This is a genomic window from Affinirhizobium capsici (assembly GCF_977018625.1).
In genome coordinates, this window is the sequence record NZ_CDRNXD010000005.1 from 262275 (window position 1) to 282997 (window position 20723).

15 protein-coding genes, 1 tRNA gene, 2 rRNA genes and 1 pseudogene are annotated in these 20723 nt (G+C 57.4%); 7 read left to right on the top strand and 12 right to left on the bottom strand.

Annotated elements, in window-relative coordinates; all coding sequences use genetic code 11:
- Positions 1 to 10: 10 nt before the first annotated feature.
- Both AC0JZ1_RS17380 and AC0JZ1_RS17385 read right to left on the bottom strand, forming a co-directional pair.
- The gene (locus AC0JZ1_RS17380) at positions 11 to 1042 is read right to left on the bottom strand and encodes a hypothetical protein (protein WP_471883698.1); all 1032 of its coding nucleotides are present in this window, start codon (positions 1040 to 1042) and stop codon (positions 11 to 13) included.
- 117 nt (positions 1043 to 1159) lie between these two features.
- Positions 1160 to 1327, bottom strand: a pseudogene (locus AC0JZ1_RS17385) (helix-turn-helix domain-containing protein); the annotation flags it as partial.
- 16 nt (positions 1328 to 1343) lie between these two features.
- Between AC0JZ1_RS17385 and AC0JZ1_RS17390 the strand changes: the two are divergent.
- Together AC0JZ1_RS17390 and AC0JZ1_RS17395 are read left to right on the top strand one after the other, a co-directional pair.
- Positions 1344 to 1997 carry a hypothetical protein gene (locus tag AC0JZ1_RS17390; protein WP_471883723.1) on the top strand — a complete coding sequence of 218 codons (654 nt, stop codon included), beginning with the start codon at positions 1344 to 1346 and terminating at the stop codon, positions 1995 to 1997.
- Positions 1997 to 2740 (top strand): DUF5677 domain-containing protein, encoded by a 744-nt coding sequence (locus AC0JZ1_RS17395; RefSeq protein ID WP_471883699.1) that lies wholly within the window; start codon positions 1997 to 1999, stop codon positions 2738 to 2740. Before AC0JZ1_RS17390 ends, AC0JZ1_RS17395 begins: the two co-directional genes overlap by 1 nt.
- Here AC0JZ1_RS17395 and AC0JZ1_RS17400 read toward each other — a convergent pair.
- The 7 genes from AC0JZ1_RS17400 to AC0JZ1_RS17430 all read right to left on the bottom strand — a co-directional run bounded on the left by AC0JZ1_RS17400 (position 2685) and on the right by AC0JZ1_RS17430 (position 11493).
- On the bottom strand, positions 2685 to 3623 hold the full coding sequence (locus AC0JZ1_RS17400) for a DUF4238 domain-containing protein (protein WP_471883700.1): 939 nt from the start codon (positions 3621 to 3623) through the stop codon (positions 2685 to 2687). The genes AC0JZ1_RS17395 and AC0JZ1_RS17400 overlap by 56 nt on opposite strands.
- A 640-nt stretch (positions 3624 to 4263) precedes the next feature.
- Positions 4264 to 5385: an RHE_PE00001 family protein gene (locus AC0JZ1_RS17405; protein WP_471883701.1), complete on the bottom strand. Its 1122-nt coding sequence runs from the start codon at positions 5383 to 5385 to the stop codon at positions 4264 to 4266.
- A 131-nt stretch (positions 5386 to 5516) separates the two neighbouring features.
- A complete protein-coding gene (locus AC0JZ1_RS17410) occupies positions 5517 to 6281 on the bottom strand; it encodes an ATP-dependent metallopeptidase FtsH/Yme1/Tma family protein (RefSeq protein ID WP_471883702.1) in 765 nt (254 codons plus the stop codon).
- Entirely contained in the window at positions 6278 to 8272 is a 1995-nt protein-coding gene (locus tag AC0JZ1_RS17415; protein WP_471883703.1) for an AAA family ATPase, read from the bottom strand. The genes AC0JZ1_RS17410 and AC0JZ1_RS17415 overlap by 4 nt, the downstream gene beginning before the upstream one ends.
- On the bottom strand, positions 8265 to 8804 hold the full coding sequence (locus tag AC0JZ1_RS17420; RefSeq protein ID WP_471883704.1) for a hypothetical protein: 540 nt from the start codon (positions 8802 to 8804) through the stop codon (positions 8265 to 8267). Before AC0JZ1_RS17420 ends, AC0JZ1_RS17415 begins: the two co-directional genes overlap by 8 nt.
- A 117-nt stretch (positions 8805 to 8921) precedes the next feature.
- On the bottom strand, positions 8922 to 9989 hold the full coding sequence (locus AC0JZ1_RS17425) for a hypothetical protein (protein WP_471883705.1): 1068 nt from the start codon (positions 9987 to 9989) through the stop codon (positions 8922 to 8924).
- A gap of 331 nt (positions 9990 to 10320) precedes the next feature.
- Positions 10321 to 11493, bottom strand: coding sequence for a hypothetical protein (locus AC0JZ1_RS17430; protein ID WP_471883706.1), 1173 nt, complete (start codon positions 11491 to 11493; stop codon positions 10321 to 10323).
- 853 nt (positions 11494 to 12346) lie between these two features.
- On the opposite strand from AC0JZ1_RS17430, the gene AC0JZ1_RS17435 reads away from it, so the two are divergent.
- The 5 genes from AC0JZ1_RS17435 to AC0JZ1_RS17455 all read left to right on the top strand — a co-directional run bounded on the left by AC0JZ1_RS17435 (position 12347) and on the right by AC0JZ1_RS17455 (position 17107).
- On the top strand, positions 12347 to 12682 hold the full coding sequence (locus AC0JZ1_RS17435) for a hypothetical protein (protein ID WP_471883707.1): 336 nt from the start codon (positions 12347 to 12349) through the stop codon (positions 12680 to 12682).
- A 680-nt stretch (positions 12683 to 13362) separates the two neighbouring features.
- Positions 13363 to 13599: a hypothetical protein gene (locus tag AC0JZ1_RS17440; RefSeq protein WP_471883708.1), complete on the top strand. Its 237-nt coding sequence runs from the start codon at positions 13363 to 13365 to the stop codon at positions 13597 to 13599.
- A gap of 12 nt (positions 13600 to 13611) precedes the next feature.
- Positions 13612 to 14160, top strand: a complete 549-nt coding sequence (locus AC0JZ1_RS17445; protein WP_471883709.1) for a hypothetical protein — start codon at positions 13612 to 13614, stop codon at positions 14158 to 14160.
- A gap of 158 nt (positions 14161 to 14318) precedes the next feature.
- A complete protein-coding gene (locus AC0JZ1_RS17450; RefSeq protein ID WP_471883710.1) occupies positions 14319 to 15182 on the top strand; it encodes a recombinase family protein in 864 nt (287 codons plus the stop codon).
- Positions 15183 to 15256: 74 nt separating this feature from the next.
- A complete protein-coding gene (locus tag AC0JZ1_RS17455) occupies positions 15257 to 17107 on the top strand; it encodes a recombinase family protein (protein WP_471883721.1) in 1851 nt (616 codons plus the stop codon).
- On the opposite strand, the gene AC0JZ1_RS17460 is transcribed toward AC0JZ1_RS17455, so the two are convergent.
- From AC0JZ1_RS17460 to AC0JZ1_RS17470, 3 genes are all read right to left on the bottom strand, one after another.
- Positions 17064 to 17140, bottom strand: a tRNA-Met gene (locus AC0JZ1_RS17460). The two genes, AC0JZ1_RS17455 and AC0JZ1_RS17460, sit on opposite strands and share 44 nt — an antisense overlap.
- Before the next feature lie 211 nt (positions 17141 to 17351).
- Positions 17352 to 17466 (bottom strand): 5S ribosomal RNA (rrf, locus tag AC0JZ1_RS17465).
- Between the two features lie 230 nt (positions 17467 to 17696).
- Positions 17697 to 20498 (bottom strand): 23S ribosomal RNA (locus AC0JZ1_RS17470).
- Positions 20499 to 20723 lie beyond the last annotated feature (225 nt).

Sequence of the window (20723 nt, forward strand, 5' to 3'; positions counted from 1 at the left end):
CCAGTGTCACTCACTCCACCCTGATGTAGCGCCGCTGTTCGGTTACCGATGACGGTGGCATCCGCCAATCTGCATCATATTTGGCGGTAACCAGTGAGACATTCTTTGTCGGAACCTCCACTATAAGATCATCTTCTGTCAGCATGAAAAGCGAAGTGGAAGAGCGCATCAGTAAGTTCCCTCGCAGGCTGTCGCTTCCATTATATTGTAGGCCTTCCAGTTGAACCGCCGCTTCGATCCCGCCTCCGAAGCGTATAACTCGAAGCACAGAGCCGTACGTGTCATATGCAAAAAGGCTTATCGACATGACGACCGCCAAAGGAATCGTAAGATATCCCTGAAGAAGCCAAAGCTTTCGATTGGTTCCAGCATACCATACTGAAAATGCAATTAGCGAAGCGGCCGCAGCAAGGAGCAGAGCCGTGTAAAAGCTTTCGTGGTCCAGTATCGGGAAAAAACCTGATGCCCCAACAAGATAGTAACTAACCCCCGAGACGAAAATAGCGACTGCCGCATAAGGCAGCACTGTCCGGACCAACGCCTCGAAAACAACGGAAACTATTTTAGCAGCTTCATCCGAGACGGTAATGACGACCGATATCGGGTCTATCGCGAGTCCCATGTAAACGTCGAGCCGTAGTGACTCAATGGAGTTGCTCGCCCAATGAAAAAGAAACTTGAACTGAAATAATACGAACACGCAACATGTGACGAGCACCATAGAGAGCGCAAAACCGATGAATGACCATAGGCCAAGCGTAAACCCTAGATAGGGTGTGCCTTCCAACGGCACGCGCATTCCGAACCTCGCTGCAAAAAGGGCTGTAGCCGGAGTAGCGAGGAATGCCATAATGACGGAGATGACCAGCGACTTTCCGACCAGAACAACCGCGAATTTGGCGACGTCCGGCATTAAAAGAAACAGATACCGGATCTGCTTGTAAAGCGCTGTGACTTTCAGCCACCACGATGGCGCTTCGCCGCCGCCGATAGACCATTTGCTGTCTGGACCACTTCCATCGCATTCTTGAAACACTTGCATCGACAACCCCTACTCTCCACACTGGATAGCACTCGGAGGTGGAAGCTGTATTAATCGCATTCAGAAGGTTTCCTTATTTTGCAGCACAGTCAATGCGATGATCGATCTAAGCGGTACCTACATCATCCCCCATGCTCGAAACCTCCCCCTCCCCATCATCTTCCGCAAGCCGAGTTCCAACACGATCCGCCGCGCAGCCTGCGGCGTCACATCTAGAGTCTTCGCCACCATGCCCGCGGACACAAGCGGTTCCGCCATCACCAACTCGACCATGCCAGGCCACTTTACTCCAAATAGGGTCGTGACAGGTGATGCGGCCGCCGCATTGATGTCTCCACTGACTTGCAATGGCGCAGCTCAAAAGCGCGACGCGGGCCAGATGGTTGGGGTTTTTCTTCACCCCCGGATTCTGAGGGAAAGCCCGCACACCCGTCAATATGGACGTTCGAGAACCGCCGTGCATAATGCCGGCAGGTTGGGGAATCTCTACATGAACATCAAGCGCGGACTCTTCCGCATCTGGCTTGTCTGCTCGATCTTCTTCGTTATCGGCAACATCGCATTCAGCTATTCCTTTATCCGCTCCGAGCTCGTCCGCGACCGCATGTTCAGGGAGGGCGGCGTGCTCATCCCGGTCAAATGCGGCCAGGCGCGCGGGGAGCTGAAGACGGATTACAAGCTTAGCGAATGGAAGTCAGAAAAGCTGAGCTACGACAGCTGCTGGTATCGCATGGGCAAGTTCCGGACCCTCTTTCCGGAATACCGTGACCTCGATGATCTCGATCTTATCGGCAAGACGTATGATGCGGCCGGTGAGGCCTTTTATATTCCCGAGCCTTGGCAGTCTCTGCAGCAGCGGGCCGCTATCGCACTCGGCTTCCCGCTCGGCATTTTCATCATAGGGTTTGCCTTCGTCTGGGCATTTTCCGGGTTCGCGCGCCCGAAGGCTTCCTGATGTATGGCTATTTGATCGACCTCTACCATGTGACCGTCAAACACCTGTCCAACCTCAAGTTCGACAAGAACAGCGAGGTTCACCGGACGCTGGTATCCCTCTATGCCAGCATCATTGAATTGACGAACAGCGCGATACTAATCCGCGAGGCCGGAGCCTATACCGGCATGGACGTGCTCCTCCGCTCGGCCATGGAAGCTCACGTTGATCTGATCAATTTGGCGAGCAACAGCGAGTACCTGAAGGCAATGCTTGCCGTGTACCACAAGGAGTGGATCAAGCTCGCGAGCGACGGAGTGAAGGGGGAGAACCCCTTCCTTTCCTACTTCAAGGATAACCCCGAGGTGGTGGAAAAGCTCGACTATCACAAGGTCGAACTGAAGGCCTTCACCGACCAGTACAGCATCCCGACCAACTTCGATAAGTTCAAGATGGCGGGGATGGAGAACGAGTACCGCTCGATCTACAACAGCCTGTGCAACGACAGCCATGGCAACATCAGGGCGCTGACGTCCCGGCACTTCCGAGTCCACGACAAGGGCCATGAGCTGGTCATATTCGACAAGCCCAGCCGGGAGGATCTGGCGGCGACGCTGGATTCCTTTATCGCCATCCTGAACCAGTCGAACTACATCATGCACGACTACTTCAAGTCGGATGGAGCGGTGAAAGAAGAGCTGGCAGCCTTCAAGCGACACCGGGAGGAGAGGGGTTTGTCGTGGGTGGATGAGCTGGAGGCTTAGGCTCCATCGCCAGCGAAAAGTATTCGCCGCTGCTCATCCCTTCCCTCACCTCTTCAAGGTAGGAATTATCCACCCCGTAAACCTTCTCCCGAGCCTGGGCTATGATCATCCGGTTCACTCCTTCCACAACCTGGTCTGAAGGGATGTACTGCAGTTCATCATTCCACTTCGGCTTCATGAAGATTGTGAGAAGCTTGTCGGGGCTTAACGGAATTGCCACCTGCCCATCATCCCTCCCGAGCGGCGTCATAATCAGCGGCCGGTCGCATGTCAGGAAGCGCCGTTTAGCGCCGCTGGCGTCGTAGACCATCCAGTCGGCTCCCATCAGGGTCCGGATGACGTTCTGATTTTGAGCCAGCTTCGTGGTTATGATAATCGCCGCCATCTCCGGCGTGTGAGGGTTCAACTGGAGGAGAGCCTCCTCCACCGTCGCCGGTTGGCCGTCCTTCCGGACTTCCTGCCAACGGGCCTCAAGCCGCGCATCAGGCTTCACGAAATCCCGCTTGAGCCGTTCCTTGAACTTCTCCATTTCAGTCGGGTTACGGATGCCGAGGGAGAGGAGGAACCGCGCCCAGATGTACAGATCCTCATCGGTCATCTCCTCCCGTTTCAAGAGTTTGTCCCGAACCTTGGCGGCAGACGTGTCCACCTCCTGATAGAAAACCTTCTCGACGTTCTGCTTTGTCTCTTCGGTCACACCCGGCAGGGTGTACAGGTTCGGGACGTAACCTGTCTTACTTGTCACCCAGCGTCGGCAGCGAATCTCCATGGTTGGCGGGACACGTCCGTACTCTACCAGCTTGCGGTCGTTCCTGCTCAGCCACGGCCGGAGGTAAAACTGCGGAATGAAGTGATGGTCGTCGGTATCTTCGCCTTTGGCCACGGGCGGCCTCCTATGGAAACTTCCTCCCTTATACCACTTGTTCCAGCGGCCAATAGGTAAACGAGCATCTTTGACGAAGCGAAAATGCGCAAAATGATTCCCACTATTTCCGTCTTAATTTTGTGTTAATACCCCTGAAAACATTGTTATTTTAGCTTCAGAAGTTGACAAATCCTTACACCCCGTTTTGGGACAATAAATTGCAACGCGAGCTAAATGTTAAGAGTTCAAGCATAGCATCTGACTCGCAAGCAAAGTCGCTTGCTTCCAACTGAGGCCACTGCTATGAAAATAACAGCGCTTTTCAAGCGGCTCTTCCTTGTGTCCATTTTTCTGTTTGTAAGCGGTTTCTTAGATGAAGCTGGCGGGAAGACGTTCGACATTATGTGGGACGTGCTGGGACCGTCCATCAGATCAGGTGACCATCCCTAAGCGGCGTCGATGTTCCTCGATCATGCGCTTTTCGCGCTCCGCGTTTCGCGCTCTGGCCTCATTGATTCGCCGTTGAGCCGCTTCAAGATTGACCGGCGATGACGTTGACTCCTCGCCGGGAACAGTATCAATCCACCCTTGCTAGTTCAGCCAAATCGTCGGGTGCGGGATGTACGGACCCCGTCTTAGTCAACGGAAGCGGTCGAGGCTACATCACACCCCACGCCCGAAACCTCCCCCTGCCCGTCATCTCCCTTAGGCCGAGCTCCGTCACAATCCGCCGCGCCGCCTGCGGCGTGACCTCGAGCGCCTTCGCCACCAGTCCGGCCGACACGAGCGGCTTTGCCATCACCAACTCGACGAGCTCGGGCAATTTCGAAGACGTCCGGCGCCCTTCCAGCTTTCGCTCCATCAGTGTTCGAGCCAGCGCCAACCGATCGTGCTCCTTCATGCCGATCTCTGCCGCCGACAGCAAACCGTGTGCAATCGCCAGCAGCCGGGTCTCACGATCGCGATGCCGGCGCCGATCGACCGGAATGGTTTTGAGGCCAAGGTTGATGGCCGCGAGATGGGCGCCTGACGTGATGCCCGCCTGGCGCAGGATCGAAGCGGCCAGCAACCGGCCGAGCCAAGGGGCGTGCTGCAGGACGGCAAGCTCGTTCCAGGCGTCCAGGGCGACGATGGCCTGCAGCACCGCCGGCAAATTGTCGGCCTGACGTAAGACGCCACGCCATTCATCGAGCCGGGCATCCTCGTCCCAGTCGAGATCATAGACCAGCGGATCGGCCGGAGCCCGGCCAGGCTTTTTGACTCGTTCGATCGCAGCGTCAGAGCGCGCGAGCAGCGCATCGATAGCTGCATAGTCGACGCCGGGGAGCTCTTGGGCGTCGTCGGCGTTATCCCCCTCCCCTTCCGCGTCGATCGCGATCGCCGGCCGAATTACTCCGGTGGTCGTCGCCTCGTCCGCGCCACCCGACGCGATCTCCGAGGATCTACGCAACGTGCGGATTCCGTCAGGCGACAAGGCCCAGCCGGGCAGCTGCGCCGCAATACGCCGACGGGTGCGCAGGACGTCGCGGGCGATGGTCAGCTCATGGGTGGGTGTGCGAATATCGCGGGTAGCGTCGTGCAGGACGAGGTCTTCGAGATGCACGAGTTCGCCGTCGGTCCACAGCGAGGCGCAGGCGTCAGCGAAATTTTGCCGTTCGAGAAGGCCGGCGCCAACCGGCGAGCGGGCGATGCGCTCGTCGAGACGAGTGAGCGCGACGGCAGCGTCGAAAGCTGGCCGCATCACAACGCTTATGCTGATTTTCGCGAGATCGTAAGCCATTGTATCTACGGCAAATGATTTATTACACGAACTCTATCGGCTTATTACAGTTCTTCATATAGTATGATTGCCAGTTTGCGTAATGACTATCGATAAGTAACTCTTATCAATACTCAAAATGATTATATTTCTCAGGCTTTAAATTTCCAGATATACCGCAAAACATCTTCAACGGCTTTCCCATCCAGCGCCCGTTCCTCAAACAGAGCTTTTGCCAGGTCATTCAGTTTGCTACGGTGCTTACCGATAATCGTCCCAGCCCTCTCAAGCGCTTTTTCCAGCCGCACATGAATGCGCGCTGACAACTCCGGATTGCCATCCAGAACCGCGGTCGGATCGTTGTCCTTTCGGTAGAGAAGCGGATGGACGGCACCAAAACCAAGCGATCTTTCGATGGCAAGCGCAAGGGTGGTTGCTCGGGCAAGATCGCTATCATCGGACCCGGCCGAGCCCGCAGAGACATTGCCGATGACGATTTGCTCGGCTGCGCGTCCCGCCATCATCATGGCGAGGATGTTCTCCCGGTAGCTGAGGGTGTCGCTTCCTGATGCGGAGAAGCCAAGCTCGCTGTAAGCACCTCCATTGGCTGTGTCGATGTTGATGCCGTGGATGGGTCCCAGCTTCAGGACATGATGGACGAGTGCATGACCTGCCTCGTGAACCGCAAAGCGCCAGCGGAGATCTTGCGACAGTTGCGGTCGGTCATTACGGATGGCTGCCTCAAGGTCCTCGTAACGGATTGCCCGCTTCTCGCGGCGCGCTTTAAGACGAGCTTCACGGACGAAGCGTTCGACATCGGCCCCGGTCATTCCCATGGCACGGGTTGCCAAGCGGTCGAGCATGGCCTTCGTCGCTTCTGAGTCCACTGCGCTTGCGTCATTTGATACTGTTTTCATTTCAGGGGCCTTGCTTGAGTGTCTTCGATGCGACGTTGTCTACCGGTGCCGTTGCGATCCGGGTGATCGACGTTGCTGTTGCTGCGTGCGGTAGGCTTTTCCTCTACCCGTGGTCGCTTGGCTTCCATCACGAGAGCTTCAACATCATCACCGAGATGGTGCGCAAAGATTTCGGCAAGCGTCGGCACATCGGGCCTGGGGATTTCGATATGCGTCTCCAATCGTCCGGAGCGCTTGATCGCCTCGTCGATATTGTCTGGGCGGTTGGTGGCACCCACGACAATGAGGCCCTCGCTCTTCACAGCGCCATCGAGCAGTTCCAGGAGCTTGTTGACCACGGCGTTCCAATAGTCGGCATGTTCCCGCTCGGCGGGCTGCCGTTTGCCGATGCCGTCAATCTCGTCGATAAACAAAATCGCCGGTGCCATGGCTCGCGCCTCGACAAAGGTCTTGTTCATCCTGTCGATCACGTCGTTCAAATGACCGCCCTGCAGCCAGGTCGACACCGAGGTGACGATCAGTGGGACCTGCAGACTGTTGCACAGTGCCCGGGCAAAGGTGGTCTTTCCGGTCCCGGGTGGACCGGACAGCAAAAGCTTGGTGCTCATCTCCGACCAAGCGAGGTTACTCGCCAGGTAATCGTCCAGATCCTCCTTGAGATCGAGCGCCCAGTCTTTCGCCTTGCCATATCCGGAGAGCGTTTCGACGGTCAATGGCGGTTTGTGGCCGGTCTCGCCCAGCGCCGGCATTGGCTCCGGCTGGATCACTTCGGCCCCGGACGGCTTGTCCTTTTTCCAGCGACCGTTGCTATCAGTGTCGGTCGGTTTCGGCTTTTCGTGTGAGCCTTTGGGCTTCTCGGCGGATGTGTTCGACGATGCCGATCCGGGTGCCTTGTCGTCACTCCCGCCACCACCGTCCTCCTCTTCCTCGAAGTCAGCGCGATTGCGCTCAATGAGCGTCGCCAGGACATGCAGCACGTCGCGAACATGCCGCCCTGGACGGAAGGCAAGGACCAGATCCTCCAGCGACAACCAGCGCGCATCGGAATCCGACGGCAGGCCCAGCGTCTCGATTGCCACGTCCGGATAAAGCACCTCGACCAGATCGGCGACGAAGCTGCGATCGAGCTTTCCCGTTTCCAGACGCAGGTCGGCGGCGATCTGCAGCAGCGAGGGAATGTCCGATCGCTTCTCCGCGATGGCGAGAACGGCCAAGTCGTGGGACAGTGCGCTGAGCATCCGCCGAGGTAGGGCATTGCCCGTGACACGATGCACACCGGCGCCTGAGAAAGTCATCAAGCGTCTGCGTGTCTCGCCTTCCACGAAGTCGAAGTGATCGTCGTTGAACATGTGATCGGACTCGATGACTGCAAACGGGCCGCCCGGCACCAGCCGGGATTTCTCCAGGAGCCGCAGCACCTCACGCTCGAAGCCATCGAGCGGCGCATGGAGGGTGATCACCGGTGTCACGCGGGTCAGCGTATAAACGATCTCCCGCAGAGAGCGGCCGCTGCTGCGCACCGCACGTGCCAGAACCAGGATTGCAACAATATGACTGACCGATGGCTGAAGGGCTGCGCGATCCACCAGACCGACCGCGTAAGCGCGCCGATCGATATCATTGCCCAACACCCCTTCCTCTACGATTGTGCCGCGACGCGCCCGCGGCAGGACCATGAATTGCGAGGCAAACGGCGGATGAACGATCCCGCCGGTCACCACACTATCGCCACCAGAACCCGGCCTCGGATTGCCGGTTTCCTTCGTTGCGACAAGCCAGTCACCAAAATTGCGCCGGAACCAGGTATCGTCACGGATCGGATCGCCGGTCAGCCTTGTCGTGTCGAATGCAGGGCTGTAGCAGCAGAGCATGTGGCCATCGACATCGACGATCCTAACCGATAGCAGACCGTTGCGCAGTGCGGCCCGGCGTGCCTCGCGGCGGCTAAGATGACGAAGACGGCGAACAAGCAGTCGGGCGAGCTTATCCATTAGTCCGGCCTCCCGTCTCCGCGGCAATAATTGCCGTTTGAACATTCTTCACCGGATCCCGCGGACGCGTCCGGCCACGCCGCCCATTAATGGCAGCGAGCTGCGGGACCCGCGTCAACACACGCTCGCGCGGGGAACGGCGCGACCGGTGAGTATCGTCCAACGAGCCGGTCGAGAAAGACAGGCTCAGGTGTTCGTTCCCGAACGGAGCGAGGTCCCGATTGCGATTCTGCAGCCAGTCGAGCAGCAGTCGGCATGCCGCGTCGCCGCTGGTGGCAAGTGAATTCAGCCGCAAGATCAGAGGCTCCGGCACAAGGCCATCCAGCAGAGAACCTTGCCGGACGAAGGCGAGCGCCAATCCGATCAGTACGGCGGGGTCGTCGCGATCGCTCGAACCGCGATCCACGTCCTCGGCTGGGATATGAGAGAGTTTCGCAGGCTTGCCGTGATGACAGGGCAACGCGACGGTATCGGCCGTGACCGCTTCGCAGACGAAGCCGGCCACAGACGGGCTGTGGGTATCGATGGACATAACTGTCTCCTCGCCGGAGCGCATCGGCATCCGGCGTTCATGGAATGGAATTGACTGGAGAAGCCGGCCACGCGCTTCAGGCGCGGCCGCGATCAGCGTCGTTAGGCTGGCGGCGCGTCAGTGCCGGCGCGGACGGCGGGCAAAGCCGACCCGGATGCGGACCGGTTCGGGCTCGTCGTCATGATCCTCGTCGAAGCAGCCGAGATGGTCGTGACCATTGTCCTCGTCCTGCGCGGCCATCGCCTGCTCTTCATCGTAAGTGCGGGCGGGACCGTTCAGCGCGATCAGCGACTTGCCCAATACGGTCGAGGTAGCGGCCGCGTCCGACACAACCGGAGCCACGACACCGAGGGCCTTACGGGCTTCCGCTTCGAGGAGCTGCTGCACGCGGCGACCGAAGCGCAGGCGCAGTTCGGCCATGCAGGCCGCAACTCCGTCGATTTCCAGCAGGTCGTCGATCTCCGACAAGGCCCAGATGCCGTTGGCATGATCGCTTGGGCGACTGGCGCCATCGACGATGGCAACTTCGACGGTATCGACCATCAAGCGCTTGTGGCTTTTATAAAGCCAGTCCGGCAGCACCATCGCCGACGCCATCATCTTCAGCTTCAACTCCTCGAGCCGACTGGTGTCGCCATACGAGGCGAGCGACCGTTTGAGGTCGAGGATGTAGGCCGTGTGCCGCGCACGATTCACGAGGATCAGGTCTGGCGTATAGCTGCCCTTCGCCGGTGCCTCGCAATCAAGCTTCACGCCATCAAGGCTGGACCAGTCGTTGCCGGACACGGCTTCAAGCGCGGCCTTCACCAGCGGCAACTTCAGCGACTGCGTCAAGACAACGACATTGGGGTTGGCTTTAGCCAGACGCTCGACCGCCTGCTCCAACAACTTGCCTTCCCGGAAAGACACTGCACGGACAAGCGAAGCGATGTGAACGTAGTGGCCGAGGATCTCGTCCTCGACGGGCTCGCCGTCGGCGATTGCCGCAATGGCGCGATCGATGAGCAGATCGAGATCGGCCTCGACTTCGGCGAAGCGAACAATATGCGGATGGCGGCGCAAAGCGGCCGGTTCGCTGATGCTGTACGCACCGATACCGAATGAGCGGTGGGAGAACATCGATGTCGCAGCGACAGTCGAACGAAGAACTTCCCCGGCAGAGGTTGAGAGAGTATGCGTTGTCATAGCCCGATTCCTTTTCGCGAAGGCTTGAGGGTCAGGCCCTTGGTAGCGTTGGCGCGCTGCCTTGGGCCGTTTTGTGTCCGGTCTTCCGAACGACCCCAACCTGGCAGGACCGGCGGGCGGGCTCAAGGACCCGGGAGAGCAAAAAAGAACAAAGCCGGTACAAGGTTAACGGCGGGCTCACGAAGTCCGGCGCGGTGAACGCGTCCGGTGATCGCAGGGGTCGGCCTCAGCGTTTCGCTCGCCATCATCAGGCAAAAGGAAAAGGGCCGACATGCGGCCCTTTCGCGTTTGGTGGGAAGGCCGGTCGCCCTACCCTCGTGCAAACTGCATCTTACGGCGTGACGGCGGGTACGAGTTCAGCCTCGGCGACGTTGTCATCTGCAAGCGCCGGCACCTTGGCAAACTGCTTGCGGTTTCGCGGCGCCTCCCGGCTGACCGTCATGAAGCCCCCGGTCGCCTCCTCCAGCGCCGCGCCGAACCGGTCGATCGCCTCATCCGGGACATCGGCATCAGTCGAGATCTCGTCCAACATTGCCGGCTCGACATCGTGACGATCGCCGACGCTGTTCGCCTCTTCCAGAACCGCCGGTTCGGAAGCCAGAGCAGTTGGCACCGCAAGCGGCCATTCCGGCTTCCGCTCCTTTGACACCGCCCAGCCAAGCACCGGAAGCACATGCAGCGCAAGCCAGTCACGCATGTCTTTCGACTTCGGCCAGCTATCGACACCCCCCAATGTGTAGAGCGTATCGTTAACCTCGGCCCAGCCGCTTCCTTTCGGGAATTTCGTCGGCCGGGTGTTGCGGCCATAATCGAGCTCCGGCTCGATGAACAGCGCCAGGTTTTCGAGCTCCTGGCGGGCGACACGGGCAATGTCCTGGATTTCCTTCGCCAGCGCCTCCTTGATCACGCGGCTTTTGGCCAATGCAGCCTCGATCGCCTGGCAGATTGTGGCGACATGGGCGAGGAACGCCTTCAATCCATCGCGGATCTTGGCCGCAATCATCACTTTCAGTCCGCCAACACCGCCGGTCCAGAACTGATCGTCCTTCCCGGCCTTGTCGCCACCTTCTTCGCTGCTAGCGAGAATGGCCTTCACGTCGGCAACCTGCAGACGCCCGTTCTCCTCGGCGAAGGCAATGGCCGCAGTGATCTGGTCGGTCGTTGCCGAACTCAGATGGAACAGCGCCGTCGCCCCGACCGAGAGGTCGACCAGTTCATCACGGTAGGGTGTCAGGTTGCGGTACACCGCAGTATAATTGCGGGCGCTGCGCGGTGCGAGACCGCAGCGCAGCTTTACCCAATTGTCGAACCGGCCGTCGGCCAAGAGGTCGGCAGCCCGGCTCAGATGATCGCCGAGCTCGAAAGTCTGCTCGGTGGTGCGGCGGCCGAGGTCGAAGATATGGGCCGCGCTCGTTTCGAGCTGTTCGCGCATCGAGTGCCCGATACCGTTATCTTCGTAGGAATAGGCGGCAGTCGCGATCGTCTTGGTGGTCTTAGTGCGCATGGAAGTCTCCGTGTGACGCGTTTACAATGTATCCGACGAGCAACCCATCGGATGTCTATATGATCGCGCGAATACGGACATAATTCAAATCAGAGCAAAACATACACCCAATATTGATTCGAATATAATCTTCATTTTATCGTCAAATTTACAGGCATTATTTCGATCATAACACGATATTAACCATTATAAATCAATATATACAACATCTTCAAAAATTTTACACTACATGATCGATTGATTTTATTTCACGGCAAAATCCAGAATCCGTAGCCGGATAGCCGGCCTCCCACATTTAGGGCTTCACGAAGTAGTCTTGTCGTCACGGAAACACGCGGCGAAGTAAACACGAAGCCAGCGTCTCGCCGTCTAAAGGCGATGCTCGATTTCCACCCGGAGATGGCACATTCCGCGCGAACGGCTGGAATATATGACATGCGACTTCGCGGATGAACCCACCGGGAAGCTTTTTGGTTCGTCGCCGCCTCATAGTCCGGAATGGAGATAGTCCTGCAGGCGCAAGCGGGAGAGGGATCCGTCGGCGATTTCTGTCACCTTGCCCACAGGTCGTTCCGAAGTGCCCGCACGTCGAGACAAATTGCGCTCATTTGATTCAAGGGCCGATATTTTTGATTCCAAACGCTGGTCATTTGATTCACGACCGCCGTTTGGCCCTCGCCAGCTTATCTCGACCTGTCTCAACGTGTCCGCAATTGATCTCAAATTGCGTTCATTTGATTCAAAACCCTAAAAAAACGATTCATAAACCGGGATTTCCGATTCCATGCAAACGGCGTTGTCGCGGTGACAACGGTCTGGCATCGGTAGCCAGAGACCTGATGGGAAAGAGTGTATGCCAGCGAAGTCCGAAGAGATCCGCAACAGCAAACAGCGTGAGCGACAGCAGAAGCTGCGCGATGCGGATCGAAAGGCCAAGCGCCCCGGACGCGACGATGTGGCCCGCGTCGCACTCTACTGGCTCATCAACAGGGCGATCGAGAAGGAGCTGCACGAGGACCTCGAGAAGTTCAGAGCCAGGATCGTTGCGATGCTGGCAGAACAAGGCTTCGACAACCGCCAATCCGAGATCGTTCTCGACGAGCTCATCTACAAATATCTAACGGGGGGCTCGCCCTTCCGCCGCAAGCCCCACTTGCTCTATCCTGACGGCGCTGACGACGCTGACTGACCGGTTGCGTCCGAACTGCAGCCTGCGGTTTCGGTCTTTTGCCCATCAACGATGGCTGCGGGAACGCCTAACGGCGTTTGCAGACTCTACGGCTCCTCCCCCCATTACTCGGTTAAACGCCGTTTGATTCTGAATCGGTTTTCCTGAGGTTTTCTGGATGAGCGTCCCGCGCCATATCCTGGCGCCACCTTTGGCCTGCCCTCTATTGCACTCCGACGGCTCTGACGCGCACCGACCAATTTCATCTCGTTCGATAAAATGCAACCGATCGTATTAAGGACGTGATAGGCAGATTTTCAGATAAAGGCGGCTTAGCAGGGAGCATGCCATTGCTTTCGGGAGCGGCTGAAGTTAGCGGTTCAGTCAGGATGCGACCCAGCGGAAGCCCTTGCATGGCGGAAACTGGTTTTTGATTAGCTTTTGGCCAACTGGGACAATCTTGCAAGAGAGGACTCCTGGCGCGCTCGTGACTCCGATGATCGAGCGTCGTACCGATTTTTACAGAGGCTCTGGCCGGTGCGGAACCGTCCTGCAGAGCATGCCCAGCCTGTGTCACCTTTTCCGTGTGGTGGCTTTACAGGCATTAGATGATGGGGATCGAGGGCGAGCGGAAGCCTGAGGGGTCCCATAGTGGTGAACGCATTCCTTCAATATCCACTCTGGACACGAAGGACCAAAACGTGACCAACATCATCTATCTCGCTTCGGCGATCGGAGCGATCAAGACCTATCACCTGCACGATGTCGACAACGACACCAAATCCCGGCTGCATTCCGGCACAGCAGCCATGGCGTCCATCACGGGTGAACCGATGTCGCGCATCCGCGATGCCGTGCGCCTCCACCGTCATGGCGCTGGCTGGGTAGACCGTCGTCGCGCTCCCGCGATCACGAAGACCAGCCACACTGAGATCTAAAGCACCTTGCGATTGCTGGGCTATGCAGGCGAATGGCACAAGGTCAAAGGTCGCCCGACCCTTGCTGCGTACCTCAAAGCCCGCACGGGCATCCAGCAAAGCCACCCTTCCATCGTGTTTCTGAACAACCACCGCGCCGCCATCAGTGGCGAGCTGTTTTGCGACGTGACCAATAACGGCCTGATGGTCGATATCGACCGGGCACCTTGGCGGCGCAAACCGGTGCACCGTGTGTTCGTCCTCACCCACCGTATCCCCGCGACGCCCATCCCATCGAAGACTCTTCAGCGCGTCCAGCCGACACACCTGACGGCCGAGCAGAAGCGTCAGATCAAGGAACTGGATCGCCTGTTTCGCGAAGCCATCAAGGCGGAGACCGGCGCAACGCGGGTCAAGGTGACCTCCACCGACGTCTTCATTATCCGCCCCGCCGATTCCGGCTGGACGTGGTGCGGGGCGCGCGACAGCGTCGCCGACAGCCTTCTCAAGCTTCAGCAGCATGGCTGGATTGGAGGCAACACCGACGAAGCCGCGGCTTATCGCGCGTTGATGGGTTACTGACCAGCACTCAGGAGCAGCACCTCATCGGCGGCAATTATTGCCGCCAGTACCTGCCAACCGCCAGACCATGATGATCTGGCATCGCGGCGGGGCTCTCAAGTCCCCTGCCGCCGGCTACCATGTCCCCCGCCTTCACCCATTCGAACAGAGATCACTCCATGACCAAAAATGTTTTGTTCTATGCACGCCATTCCGCCGGCGACCCAATCAATGCCTGCCTCGAAACACAGCTCTACTATGGGCACCGCTTCATCAAGGAGAATGGCTGGACCTTCGCAAAGTCCTATGCTGACGAGGACATCGGCGAAGTCGTCTTCATGGCGCAGCCCGGCGTGCGCAAGCTGTTCGCCCACATCGAGCGTGAGACGGTCGATATCGTCCTCTGCCATACGCTGGACCGGTTGTGCTCGCGATTCGATATCGCTAATCGACTGTTGAGCGAACTTACTGGTAAGGGCATCGAACTCTGGGTCGCCGATCCCGGCGAGCGGATCACCGCCCGGAACCTGTCCGACTATTATATGACCGACCGCAGCAACATGTTTGTCCCGAGCGGCCGTATTGCCCAGGTTCCCGACGACCTGCGCGAGGAGAAACACTTCGCCCCCCTTCCATTCGGCTACCGCTATTCTGGCGCCTGCAATGCGGACGGCCAGCGCATCTTCGGTTTCAAGGTTGTCGATCCGGTCGCCGCCGACGTCGTCCGCCGCATTTTCAGTTTGTATGCCGAGGGGATGGCTCCGACAAAGATCGCAGCGCTTCTAAATGTGGAAGGCGTGGCCGGTCCCCGTGGCAGTATCTGGCGCGACGCTGCGATCCGCGGCAATTGCGCCAACAGAACGGGGATCCTGAACAACCCGGCTTACATCGGCGTGTGTAAACAGGCGGGCGACGATGACGACCATTACGTATCGGCGCTACGCATCGTCAGCGATGAACTCTGGGGCCGCGTGAAGGATCGCCAGAATGCCGTAGCAGAGCATGCGGCAGGATTGGCAGGGCGCCGTAATCAGCAGAACTGAGCACGCAGCAGACGCACTGGCCGGCGAAGCCGGCCAGGATTCACGATGAGATTGTTTCAGATGGAACTGCCCCAATGACCAAGAATATCCTGTTTTATGCCCGCTACTCCACCGACCGCCAGCACGAGGTCTCGATCGAGACGCAAATCGAGCTTGGCGAAGCCTTCGTCAAAGATCGTGGCTGGAAGCTGGTCGCAACCTATTCCGATGCCGCGATCAGCGGTACGAGCTACCAGCTACGCCCCGGCATCCAGAATCTCATGTCCCATGTCCGGCGCGAGAAGATCGACATTGTCCTCTGTGTCACCGTCGATCGCCTGTCGCGCGACCTCGAGCATGCATTCAAGATGCTGAAGGAGTGGCAGTATCGCGACATCGACCTGTGGACCGTTCATGGCGCCCAGGCGGTCACCAATCTCGAGATGGCCCTGCGAACCGCCCTCAGCCATGAACTGGTAGAGCAGATCCGATACCGGACTCGCGAGGGTATGAAGATGGCCGTAAAGAAGGGCAAGGCGTCGACGTGTCTCGCCTACGGCTACAAGCTTTCGCAACAGCGCGATGAGATGGGTGACCGCATCCGAGGTTTGCGGGAGATCGATACCGGCAAGGCTAATATTGTCCGCCGCATCTATCAGCTCTACGCAGACGGCATGTCGCCGCGCGACATCGCTCAACTCCTCAACAAGGAAGGCATTCCCGGCCCGCGTGGCCGCAAATGGCGCGATACCGCAATCCGTGGCCATGTTGGCCGGGGCAGCGGTATCCTTAACAATGAGAGCTATATCGGCCGCATCGTATGGAATCGGCGCCAATACCGGAAGAACCCGGAGACGGAACGACGCACCGCCCGCACCAATGACGCTGCTGAATGGGTGCTCAAGGAAGTCCCGGAGATGCGCATCGTCTCAGACGAACTGTGGAGCCGCGTCAAGGAACGTCAGAAAGAAGTCGGCCACCTGTTTGATTTCGGGCAGAGCAATCGGCTGAACGCGACACATCGGCCGGAATATCTTCTGAGCGGAATGCTGGAATGCGCCGAGTGTGGCGGGCCTTACGCCATCTCCGGCAAGGATCGCTATAGCTGCACAAATCGCAAGAAGCGCTTGCCCATCGATGAACTCGACGGTGCCTGCTGCGGCAACAGCAAGACCATCACCCGCCACGAACTCGAAGAGCGCGTCCTCAACTGCATTCCGGTCGCCTTCTTCTCGCTCGATATCTTTGACCGGATTTCGCAAAAGATGGTCGCGCATGAAGTGAGCAAGCTGAAGAGCGTACCCTCCCGCCGGGCGGAACTCGAGGCAGAACTGAACGCGACCACACAGCGGCAGAAAAGTATCATTCAGCAGATTAGCGACCGCGCCGCGGAAGGCCGCCCTCGCCTCCCCGCTCTCGACGATCAACTCGACGAACTGGAGGCTACACGCGAGAAGCTGGTACACGAACGCGCCGCAACGGAAGAGCCGGCGGAAGATTTCCAGGAGAAGATCGGCAAGCTGAAGGCACAGTTCAATCCGACGAATACCGAGATTGCCATCCGCAAGCTTCTCTTCCTCGCCCGCAACGATGGCGACGAACAGGCCAAGCGCCGGCTGATGCCGATCGTGCGCGACCTGATCCACACGGTGGTGATCGGCAAGACACCCGGCCATCAGCCGGCAGCCCTGCAGGTCCATGGCGACATCGCCAACATCATGGCATCGATGGATGTGATCGACGTAATGCAGCAGCAATTCGTGGCAGCCGCTCAGAACGACCTGATGTCCCGCATTGCTTCGGGCGAGATCGACACGGAGCGCAAAAAGAAAAAGCTCCTGGAGGCTTATGCCGAGGAGCTTTTGAAGAAGTTTCCCGAATGGGAGAATTTACAAGTTTCAGTGGTTGCGGGGGCAGGATTTGAACCTGCGGCCTTCAGGTTATGAGCCTGACGAGCTACCGGGCTGCTCCACCCCGCGTCACCAAGATTACCGGTTTATGCCCGGGGAGCGCATGAGGTAATTCCTGATGCTTTAATGCAGTGGATTGATTTCCAGATCCATTGCGGTTTGGGCAGCTCCTTGCCCATTTTCAGTTGGCTGTACGGCAAAAGGGTCGCTTTTGGCGACCCTTCATTCGGCTGGGCCGATGTTTGTTTTCGGATGAGAAGATAATGATTGCCTTTAGCAGACCTGGCAGCGACCTACTCTCCCGCGTCTTAAGACGAAGTACCATTGGCGCTGGGGCGTTTCACGGCCGTGTTCGGAATGGGAACGGGTGCAGCCGCCCCGCCATAACCACCAGGTCGGCTAAGGGCAATCAGATGAGAAGCTGGTACAGGCACTTACCTGTTTGCAGATTTGAACACGTCACCCGCAACGTTTCTTTCCTGTTGGTATGCGTTAGGCACCCATACAGGCCAGAGGCCGTCGCCGGTCGTCCGGCGCCCTCGCGGAGCATAGGCTCCTTTGAGCCGCTCATGCGTGAGCGCTGAACAGATGATCATCGATTTATCGATGAGCATGAACAATGAGAACGATCAAGCCAATCGGGCTATTAGTAAGGCTAAGCTTCATGCGTTACCGCACGTCCACACGCCTCCTATCAACGTGGTCGTCTTCCACGGCCCTGATAGGGAATACTCGTTTTCAGGTGGGTTTCCCGCTTAGATGCCTTCAGCGGTTATCCCTTCCATATATAGCTACCCTGCTATGCCGTTGGCACGACAACAGGTCCACCAGAGATATGTCCATCCCGGTCCTCTCGTACTAGGGACAGATCCTGTCAATATTCCTACACCCACGGCAGATAGGGACCGAACTGTCTCACGACGTTCTGAACCCAGCTCACGTACCGCTTTAATTGGCGAACAGCCAAACCCTTGGGACCTGCTCCAGCCCCAGGATGCGATGAGCCGACATCGAGGTGCCAAACAACCCCGTCGATATGGACTCTTGGGGGTCATCAGCCTGTTATCCCCGGCGTACCTTTTATCCGTTGAGCGATGGCCCTTCCACGCGGGACCACCGGATCACTATGACCGACTTTCGTCTCTGCTCGACTTGTCAGTCTCGCAGTCAGGCGGGCTTATGCCATTGCACTCGACGACCGATTTCCGACCGGTCTGAGCCCACCATCGCGCGCCTCCGTTACTCTTTCGGAGGCGACCGCCCCAGTCAAACTACCCACCATACACTGTCCCGGACCCGGATAACGGGCCGCGGTTAGACATCCATGACGATAAGGGTGGTATTTCAAGGATGGCTCCACGAAGACTGGCGTCCCCGCTTCAAAGCCTACCACCTATCCTACACATGCCGACACGAATGCCAGTGTAAAGCTATAGTAAAGGTGCACGGGGTCTTTCCGTCTGACCGCAGGAACCCCGCATCTTCACGGGGAATTCAATTTCACTGAGTCTATGTTGGAGACAGCGGGGAAGTCGTTACGCCATTCGTGCAGGTCGGAACTTACCCGACAAGGAATTTCGCTACCTTAGGACCGTTATAGTTACGGCCGCCGTTTACTGGGGCTTCGATTCAGAGCTTGCACCCCTCCTCTTAACCTTCCAGCACCGGGCAGGCGTCAGACCCTATACGTCGTCTTATCGACTTCGCAGAGCCCTGTGTTTTTGATAAACAGTCGCTACCCCCTGGTCTGTGCCACCCCTTCCTACTTGCGTAAAAAGGGGTCACGCTTCTTCCGAAGTTACGCGTGCAATTTGCCGAGTTCCTTCAACATAGTTCTCTCAAGCGCCTTGGTATACTCTACCTGACCACCTGTGTCGGTTTCGGGTACGGTCTATAATGGTGGAGCTATTTCCTGGAACCGCTTCCCCGCACACTCAATCCAATAAGAATGTACAAGTTACGCAATCCGTCACTACCACCAGGCCCACGAATATTAACGTGGTTCCCATCGACTACGCGTGTCCGCCTCGTCTTAGGGGCCGGCTAACCCTGCTCAGATTAACTTTAAGCAGGAACCCTTGGTCTTTCGGCGAGGGAGTCTCTCACTCCCTTTATCGTTACTCATGTCAACATTCGCACTTCCGATACCTCCAGAGGCCCTCACGGGTCCTCCTTCACAGGCCTACGGAACGCTCCGCTACCACGTGGATAAATCCACATCCTCAGCTTCGGTGCATGGCTTTAGCCCCGTTACATTTTCGGCGCAAAGACCCTTATTTAGACCAGTGAGCTGTTACGCTTTCTTTAAATGATGGCTGCTTCTAAGCCAACATCCTGGTTGTTTTGGGATCCTCACATCCTTTCCCACTTAGCCATGACTTGGGGACCTTAGCTGGAGGTCAGGGTTGTTGCCCTCTTCACGACGGACGTTAGCACCCGCCGTGTGTCTGCCGACTAGTACTCCTCGGTATTCGGAGTTTGGTTAGGATCAGTAAGACGGTGAGTCCCCATAGCCCATCCAGTGCTCTACCCCCGAGGGTATTCGGTCGACGCTCTACCTAAATAGATTTCGCGGAGAACCAGCTATCTCCGAGTTTGATTGGCCTTTCACCCCTAGCCACAAGTCATCCCAATCTATTGCAACAGATGCGGGTTCGGCCCTCCAGTTGGTGTTACCCAACCTTCAGCCTGCTCATGGCTAGATCACTCGGTTTCGGGTCTAATGCAACTAACTAAATCGCCCTATTCAGACTCGCTTTCGCTGCGCCTACACCTACCGGCTTAAGCTTGCTAGTTACACTAAGTCGTTGACCCATTATACAAAAGGTACGCCGTCAGCCTTGCGGCCTCCGACTGCTTGTAGGCATCCGGTTTCAGGTTCTATTTCACTCCCCTTGTCGGGGTGCTTTTCACCTTTCCCTCACGGTACTTGTTCGCTATCGGTCATGCACGAGTACTTAGGCTTGGAGAGTGGTCTCCCCATGTTCAGACAGGATTTCACGTGTCCCGCCTTACTCAAGGACAATAGGTCAACTTACGTCTACGGGGCTATCACCCGCTACGGCCGACCTTTCCAAATCGTTCGACTTTTCTTCCTATTGCCACTGGCCTGGTCCGCGTTCGCTCGCCACTACTTGCGGAGTCTCGGTTGATGTCCTTTCCTGCAGGTACTTAGATGTTTCAGTTCCCTGCGTTCGCTTCTTACCCCTATGTATTCAAGATAAGATACCTTATAAACAATGCTTAGAAACCCAAGCCGTCATCGCTGACAGTTTGGATTTTCTAAGCATTTAAGGTGGGTTTCCCCATTCGGATATCCATGGATCAAAGCTCATTCGCAGCTCCCCACGGCTTTTCGCAGCGTATCACGTCCTTCTTCGCCTGTGCATGCCAAGGCATCCACCAAATGCCCTTACGACACTTAATCGTTCTCATTGCCAATGCTCATCATTCAGCCAACCATTCTTCAGAACAGCCAACAGACCGGGTTACCTTTTACAACCCAGTCAGATCAATAATGCCATCGACGTGTTCGATCCGGTCACTTTATTGGAGCTACGCCGAGCAGCTCGCTTGTGCCAGATCTTTAAGACCAGCTTCTCGAGATTAAATCCGGGATCGCGCGGTCAGGCAACGATCATCAGTTATTCAT

Coding starts and splice junctions, on each gene's coding strand:
- AC0JZ1_RS17380 (WP_471883698.1), bottom strand. CDS start 1,042: ATGCAAGTGTTTCAAGAATGCGATGGAAGTGGTCCAGACAGCAAATGG.
- AC0JZ1_RS17395 (WP_471883699.1), top strand. CDS start 1,997: ATGTATGGCTATTTGATCGACCTCTACCATGTGACCGTCAAACACCTG.
- AC0JZ1_RS17405 (WP_471883701.1), bottom strand. CDS start 5,385: ATGGCTTACGATCTCGCGAAAATCAGCATAAGCGTTGTGATGCGGCCA.
- AC0JZ1_RS17410 (WP_471883702.1), bottom strand. CDS start 6,281: ATGAAAACAGTATCAAATGACGCAAGCGCAGTGGACTCAGAAGCGACG.
- AC0JZ1_RS17415 (WP_471883703.1), bottom strand. CDS start 8,272: ATGGATAAGCTCGCCCGACTGCTTGTTCGCCGTCTTCGTCATCTTAGC.
- AC0JZ1_RS17420 (WP_471883704.1), bottom strand. CDS start 8,804: ATGTCCATCGATACCCACAGCCCGTCTGTGGCCGGCTTCGTCTGCGAA.
- AC0JZ1_RS17425 (WP_471883705.1), bottom strand. CDS start 9,989: ATGACAACGCATACTCTCTCAACCTCTGCCGGGGAAGTTCTTCGTTCG.
- AC0JZ1_RS17430 (WP_471883706.1), bottom strand. CDS start 11,493: ATGCGCACTAAGACCACCAAGACGATCGCGACTGCCGCCTATTCCTAC.
- AC0JZ1_RS17435 (WP_471883707.1), top strand. CDS start 12,347: ATGCCAGCGAAGTCCGAAGAGATCCGCAACAGCAAACAGCGTGAGCGA.
- AC0JZ1_RS17450 (WP_471883710.1), top strand. CDS start 14,319: ATGACCAAAAATGTTTTGTTCTATGCACGCCATTCCGCCGGCGACCCA.
- AC0JZ1_RS17455 (WP_471883721.1), top strand. CDS start 15,257: ATGACCAAGAATATCCTGTTTTATGCCCGCTACTCCACCGACCGCCAG.